7 protein-coding genes are annotated in these 6,356 nt (G+C 44.9%); 3 read left to right on the top strand and 4 right to left on the bottom strand.

The annotated features are described in order from the left end of the window. Nucleotides 1–274: 274 nt before the first annotated feature. The 4 genes from IM477_RS09620 to IM477_RS09605 all read right to left on the bottom strand — a co-directional run bounded on the left by IM477_RS09620 (nt 275) and on the right by IM477_RS09605 (nt 3,722). Entirely contained in the window at nt 275–832 is a 558-nt protein-coding gene (locus tag IM477_RS09620; RefSeq protein WP_002798370.1) for a 50S ribosomal protein L25/general stress protein Ctc, read from the bottom strand. Nucleotides 833–859: 27 nt separating this feature from the next. Further along, nucleotides 860–2,203, bottom strand: coding sequence for an adenylosuccinate synthase (locus tag IM477_RS09615; RefSeq protein WP_125732468.1), 1,344 nt, complete (start codon nt 2,201–2,203; stop codon nt 860–862). A 127-nt stretch (nt 2,204–2,330) separates the two neighbouring features. Beyond that, complete coding sequence (locus tag IM477_RS09610) at nt 2,331–2,498, bottom strand: hypothetical protein (protein WP_002759244.1); 168 nt, start codon at nt 2,496–2,498, stop codon at nt 2,331–2,333. Between the two features lie 60 nt (nt 2,499–2,558). After that, nucleotides 2,559–3,722 carry an LptF/LptG family permease gene (locus IM477_RS09605; protein WP_287731530.1) on the bottom strand — a complete coding sequence of 388 codons (1,164 nt, stop codon included), beginning with the start codon at nt 3,720–3,722 and terminating at the stop codon, nt 2,559–2,561. Nucleotides 3,723–4,032: 310 nt separating this feature from the next. Between IM477_RS09605 and IM477_RS09600 the strand changes: the two genes are divergently transcribed. From IM477_RS09600 to IM477_RS09590, 3 genes are read left to right on the top strand one after another with little or no spacing between them, the layout of a single operon-like run. Then, nucleotides 4,033–5,085 (top strand): dipeptide epimerase, encoded by a 1,053-nt coding sequence (locus IM477_RS09600; protein WP_287731529.1) that lies wholly within the window; start codon nt 4,033–4,035, stop codon nt 5,083–5,085. Beyond that, complete coding sequence (locus tag IM477_RS09595) at nt 5,078–6,121, top strand: N-acetyltransferase DgcN family protein (RefSeq protein ID WP_287731528.1); 1,044 nt, start codon at nt 5,078–5,080, stop codon at nt 6,119–6,121. The genes IM477_RS09600 and IM477_RS09595 overlap by 8 nt, the downstream gene beginning before the upstream one ends. A 47-nt stretch (nt 6,122–6,168) precedes the next feature. Continuing rightward, a complete protein-coding gene (locus IM477_RS09590; RefSeq protein WP_287731527.1) occupies nt 6,169–6,312 on the top strand; it encodes a hypothetical protein in 144 nt (47 codons plus the stop codon). Nucleotides 6,313–6,356 lie beyond the last annotated feature (44 nt).

Here is a 6,356-nt window from a genome sequence, read left to right as displayed (position 1 = left end):
TTCATAGTGGGTTAGTCTGTGCTTTTTTGGACAGCAATGCTTGAAACCCTCGCCACACCTACAGGGTGATCCTAATTAAGACGGGTAAATCGGTCAATTTCACCCACAACGATGATCTTTTTTTTGTGTAGTTTTATTGCAAAGAAAAAGTTTTTTTGACAAAAAGCACAAAGTATGCAGTAGCAGTTATGGCAGAGTGGGGGTTGGGGAGGGGGAAGCTGTCTCATCACCCTATCACCCCAAAACCCGATCACCCGACCACCGATCAATTAATTTACCGTTTAGCGGCAACAATGGCAAAAACGGTGGTATGGGGATCATCTTTTAAAGTCACCCCTTCTGGCATTTTCAAATCACCCACGAGCAGGGATTGCCCCACACCGATCTCCGAAACATCAAATTCGATCACTTCCGGGATATTATCGGCAATACAGGAGACATTAACTTCGTTGACGAACTGTTCGATTAAACCGCCCTGTTTGGTTCCGATCGCTTCTCCTATGGCTTTAATCGGAACAACGATATCGAGCTTACCGTGGGCAGATACTGAGAAGAAACTGAGGTGATAGAGATTTCTTTTCCAAGGATGAGATTGTACCTCTTGGATCAAAGCTTTTCCCGTCCAGGGCATTTCGGGAACATTCACATCCACCAGGGTATTATTCACCGAGGCCTTTTTGAGCAGGGTTAAGGCCGCTTTTTCTCCCACCACGAGGGAAACCGATTCCGTGCCGCTGTGGCCGTAGAGAACCGCCGGGATCAAACCCTGACGACGTAGGGCCCTGGGGTTAATATTTTCGGGTCTTTTTTGACATTCAACGCTAACTTGCATAGTTGACTAATCCTCTTTAGCAATGATTTAAAATTCGTGATTATCCCAAGGTGAGCCATTTTCGTCCAAAAGAGCGCGTTTTGGCCCGTGAATGGGGTCTTCAACGATAATAGTTTGGTCGCGACTAGCTCCTAGGGAGATAATAGCGATCGGTACTTCCATGATCGCCCCCAGGAATTTTAGATAATCGAGGGCCTGTTTGGGTAGGTCTTCCAGACTCCGACAATCGCTGGTGGGTTGTTGCCACCCCGGCATCGTTCGGTAAATCGGTTGACAACGGGCGAATTCCCCGGCACTGCTGGGTAAATGGCGACAGGTTTGGCCGTCCAATTGGTAGGCGACACAGACTTTGATTTCCTCTAGGGTATCGAGAACATCTAACTTGGTGATCGCTAGACAGTCTAAACCATTGATTCGCACCGCGTAACGACCGATAACCGCATCAAACCAACCGCAACGACGACGACGGCCGGTGGTAGTCCCGAATTCCGCCCCGCGATCGCACAATAACTGCTCGATCTCCCCCTCTAATTCCGTGGGAAATGGACCTTCACCTACCCTAGTGGTGTAAGCTTTGGCCACACCGATCACTCGATCGATTACCGTCGGACCGATGCCAGAACCCACACAAGCACCGCCGGCGATCGGATTGGAGGAGGTAACGTAGGGATAGGTTCCGTGATCGAGGTCGAGTAAGGTGCCTTGGGCCCCTTCAAAAAGAATATTCTTACGCTTGCGGATTGCTTCGTAGATTTTTAAGGAACTATCGACCACATGGGGACGCAGTATCTCGGCATATTCTAGATATTCCTCGATCACCGTCTTCGCATCTAAAGGCGGTAAGTTATATAACTTTTCTAAAATGACGTTTTTATAATTGATCGTCCATTCTAGTTTTTGCCGCAGATTCTCGGTATTCATCAAGTCGATGACTCGAATGCCGATGCGCTCGGATTTGTCGGCATAGGTGGGGCCGATACCCCTTCCCGTGGTGCCGATTTTATATTTACCCCGTTTTTCCTCGGATGCTTGATCGAGCAGCCGATGATAGGGCATAGTGACATGAGCCGTTTGCGAGATATAGAGATTGTCGGTGGTGACATTGAGGGCGTGTAATTGCGCCATCTCTTTGAGTAACACCGAGGGATCTATGACTGTTCCTGAGCCGATTATACATTCCGTATCTGGGTAGAGAATCCCAGAGGGAATTAGATGGAGTTTGAACGTTTGCTCCTCGACGACGACGGTATGACCCGCATTTACGCCACCTTGAGAACGCACCACCACATCCGCCGATCGACTCAGCAGATCCGTGATTTTTCCTTTTCCTTCGTCGCCCCACTGAGCGCCGATTACAATAACGTTAGCCAAGGTATTTTAGTCTAGCTAAAGTTCACACAAACTACTATTATCCCTCTTGGCGAATACAACTGTCAAGTTATCTCTCTTAGCTAATTGTGGGTAGAAGGCGAGGGGAAAACTCGCCTATTTTCAGGGTTTATTGACCTTCCCGACTGATTTGACGCTCGATAGTTTCGATAGCGGCATTTAATCCCGCTAGACGGGTTTCGAGGTCATCGCGCATCCATTTGAGGAATGTTAATTTACGCTCTTGACATTCTTGGCGGGAAGTGCTGCCACAAGTGTTAAAGAAGAAGGGAAACATAGACTAAGGGGCCTGCTATAACTCTACGTCTCCTATCTTGACGAAAATTTTCAAAAAAGTCTAACCGTTAAGTCGCCATAATAACCACAGACCTAAACTAAAACCGAAAAAGTTAGGCAGCCAGGCAGCTAGGAAGGGGGAGAGGGTGGCGGTTAGTCCCAAGCTGCCCACTAAGAAGTTTAAAAGATAATAGAGAAAAACAATAGCGACACTGAGACCGAAACTGGTTCCCCGACCGATTCTTTGCGGTAGAGAACCCAAGGCACAGCCGATGGTAGCAAAGACGATACAGACAAAGGGAAAGGCGATTTTTTGCTGGATTCGCACTTGAAAAAATCTGACTCTCTTATCATCGCCACTGAGTTTGAGCAGTTGCACATATTCGATCGCCTGTGGTATGTTCATCTCGTAGGGATCGCGGCTTTGACGAGCAAAATCGAAAGCGGAGCGAGATAAAGCGATTTTTTCGGCTTTAAAGGGGATAACTTGGCTATAGGAGGCGTTAGGGGGGGTTAATTCATAGATAATGCCGTTAAAAAAGTCCCAGACGTTATCGACGGCATTCCAACGGGCCGAATCGGCGATAATAATTTGATTTAATTCTTGTTTTAGCCAACGGATAACGGTGACGGTTTTCATCTTTTCCCCGTCAAATTGTTCGGCATAAAATAAACTTATTAAATTGCGATTAATCGTACCATTTTCTAGGGTTTTTATTTCATAATCGGGATAATAAAAATCTTTATTTTTCCAAAAACTTGCTTCTTTATTAATTTTCTGCACTAAAATTTCTGTGACTCGATAATTAGCATTTGGAACCACATATTCATTTAATAAAAATGTCACAACTGTAACTATTAAACTCAGGCAAAAAGTTGGTATAAAAAGACGATAAAGAGTGACTCCACAGCTTTGCAGGGCAACGGTTTCGCTATCACTACTTAAACGACCGTAGGTGATTAAAGTGGCCAGCAAAAGAGAAACTGGTAGGGAATAAGTGACAAATTCTGGCACTTTTAACAGGAGAATTTCTAGGGCCGAAGCGAGGGGTAGATTCGCATCAACTACCTGATTAGCTAAATCGGAAAGATTCCCGATCGCTACTCCCAAAGAGGCAAATAAACCAACACTAAATAAAAATGGGGGTAGTAGTTGGCTGATCAGATAGCGATCAATGAGGGCAATACCTCTATTTACCCAGTAAGAAATCTTTTTCTTAATCATTGATTTTGGTTAACTCACTCCTATTTCATCCCATTTCCTAACCCGCAGCCGTCTTGCTTACACCTTCGGTTAGCCTATCATATTTTGTCTTTGACGAAAAACACCGCCGGAAGTTGTATGATTGCGGGGAGAGTGGACAGAAGTAAGGATTTGGGCAAGTGTAGATAAGTAGTGGTGCAAAATTAATTTCTTGGTTAGGATAGGCAAAAGGCAAGAGGCAAAAGTCAAGAGGTGGTTAGATATGTGTAATTAATTTTTCCTAGGTACTTAATTTTTCTGTTCCTATTCCCCGATCATCCCGAGGTGAATTATGCTGCTAAACTGGCAAACTTTTACTATTCATAAACGAGTACCTTTAAGGATTAGTCGCGGCACTACCAGCGAAAATACTAATATCTGGCTGAAAATTAGCGAGGAAAATATCGAAGGGTGGGGAGAGGCATCCCCTTTTGATATTACCAGCGAGGAGAAAAAACCCGATAAAATCCTGCAAGAATTAAACTCGATCGCTCCTATTTTACAATCTTTTCACCCCTGTCAACGCCAAGAAATTGAGAAAATTTTATGGCAAAATCAGATATCTTCGGCTACTCGTGCCGCTATTGATACGGCACTGCACGACTGGTTAGGCAAAAAAGCTAATTTACCTCTCTGGCAAATTTTTGGACTCGATCGCTCTTTGATTCCGCCAGTTTCTGTTACTATCGGTTTAAATTCTCCAGAAAATGTGCAGAAAAGGCTGTTAGATTGGCTAGAAATCGGCGATTTTAGCTTATTAAAAGTCAAATTAGGCTCACCGGACGGGATAGAAGCCGATCAAGCCATAATTCTGGCTATTAAAGAAATTGTCCCCCATTTGCCCCTAACTGTCGATGCTAATGGTGGTTGGAAATTTAGCGATGCGGTGAAAATGTGCCAATGGTTAGAGGAAAAAGGCGTTATTTATGTGGAACAACCCCTATCCGTGGGACAAGAACGAGATTTAATTGATTTATACCAAAAATCGCCCCTACCTATCTTCGTCGATGAAAGCTGTTTTTCTAGTCAAGATATCCCGAAACTGGCCGATCGAGTCCACGGCATTAATATTAAACTAATGAAAGCCGGTGGATTAGCGGAAGTGCAAAGAATGATTCATGTTGCCCAAGCTTGCCGACTGCAAATTATGTTCGGATGTTACTCTGATAGCAGTTTAGCCAATACTGCCCTAGCACATCTTGGCCCGCTTGTCAACTATCTCGACCTAGATAGTCATTTAAATTTACGCGATGATCCCTTCACGGGATTAAGCTTAGAAAAGGGACGTTTACAACCAAATAATTCACCCGGTTTGGGTGTGAGTTTACGGATAAAAGATGACTAATTATTTGACTCCTGACAAGAAAGTAGCGATTCTTCTCCATGAAGGAATCAAAGGAACTCGCGGCAAAACCGGATTAAGTTATCTGCGTTACGGGAAAGCGCAGGTAGTGGCGATTATTGACGCAGAAAGCGCTGGCCGCGCCTTAAAAGAAGTGGCCGGAATCGATCGCCCCTTGCCGATTGTTGCTAGTGTTAAGGAAGCTTTAACCTATCATCCCGATACCCTGTTAATTGGCATCGCACCCTCAGGAGGCATTTTACCCCCCCATTGGCTAGAAGAAATCAAAGAGGGGGTAAATGCAGGGTTATCCCTCGTTAATGGTCTCCATACACCCCTAAAACCCCTTTTTCCTCAGCTTAAACCAGATCAATGGATTTGGGATATCCGTCTGGAACCCCAAGACTTAAAAATTGGGCAAGCGCGGGCGAAAAATTTAACCTGTCAGCGTATTTTAACCGTAGGCACGGATATGAGTGTGGGCAAAATGTCCACTAGCATCGAATTACATCGGGTTGCCCAAGAAAAAGGGCTAAAATCGCAATTTTTAGCCACTGGACAGGGGGGAATTATGATCGCGGGGAAGGGTGTACCCTTGGATGCAGTGCGCGTCGATTATGCTGCTGGTGCGATCGAGGCTTTGGTGTTAGAATCAGCAGAAAATAACGATATTTTGTTTATTGAGGGTCAAGGCTCCCTTTTACACCCCGGTTCGACTGCTACCTTACCCTTAATGCGTGGCAGTCAACCAACGGGGTTAATTCTCGTCCATCGTGCCGGACAAATTCATATCAAAGATTTACCCGATATTCTCATCCCTCCCCTAACAGAAGTGATTAAACTCTACGAAATGACTGCCAGCGCCGGGGGAAGTTTCGGGGAGGTGAAGGTAAAAGGGATTAGTTTAAATACTTTTCATCTTAGTCCGGAGGCGGCAGTTAAAGCTATAGAAGCTGTGCAGGAGGAAACGGGGTTATTTTGTACCGATGTTGTCCGTTTTGGCGGTCAAGGGTTATTATCAGTGATCAGTAAACAGTAAACAGTAAACAGTAATCAGTGAGTAGTAATCAGTAATCAGTCCATCAGATGATTACATCAACCACCGTCGATGGTGGTGGGTTAGGACGGATTGTTAGCTTCAAGTTAAAGCGGAAATTTTGGCCGTCTAACTACGTTTTACTAAATCTGGATGTTGTCAAATTTTCTCTTGACAAAGGCGACTTGACATGATACTATATTCATAATGGAAAATCCGTGCGCCTACGAACCCTCTT

The sequence above is a fragment of the Microcystis sp. M090S1 genome (assembly GCF_020246295.1).
GTDB classification, from domain to species: domain Bacteria; phylum Cyanobacteriota; class Cyanobacteriia; order Cyanobacteriales; family Microcystaceae; genus Microcystis; species Microcystis aeruginosa.
This window is presented reverse-complemented; position numbering and strand designations above follow the sequence as displayed.

Coding starts and splice junctions, on each gene's coding strand:
- IM477_RS09600 (WP_287731529.1), top strand. CDS start 4,033: ATGCTGCTAAACTGGCAAACTTTTACTATTCATAAACGAGTACCTTTA.
- IM477_RS09605 (WP_287731530.1), bottom strand. CDS start 3,722: ATGATTAAGAAAAAGATTTCTTACTGGGTAAATAGAGGTATTGCCCTC.
- IM477_RS09620 (WP_002798370.1), bottom strand. CDS start 832: ATGCAAGTTAGCGTTGAATGTCAAAAAAGACCCGAAAATATTAACCCC.
- IM477_RS09590 (WP_287731527.1), top strand. CDS start 6,169: ATGATTACATCAACCACCGTCGATGGTGGTGGGTTAGGACGGATTGTT.
- IM477_RS09610 (WP_002759244.1), bottom strand. CDS start 2,498: ATGTTTCCCTTCTTCTTTAACACTTGTGGCAGCACTTCCCGCCAAGAA.
- IM477_RS09595 (WP_287731528.1), top strand. CDS start 5,078: ATGACTAATTATTTGACTCCTGACAAGAAAGTAGCGATTCTTCTCCAT.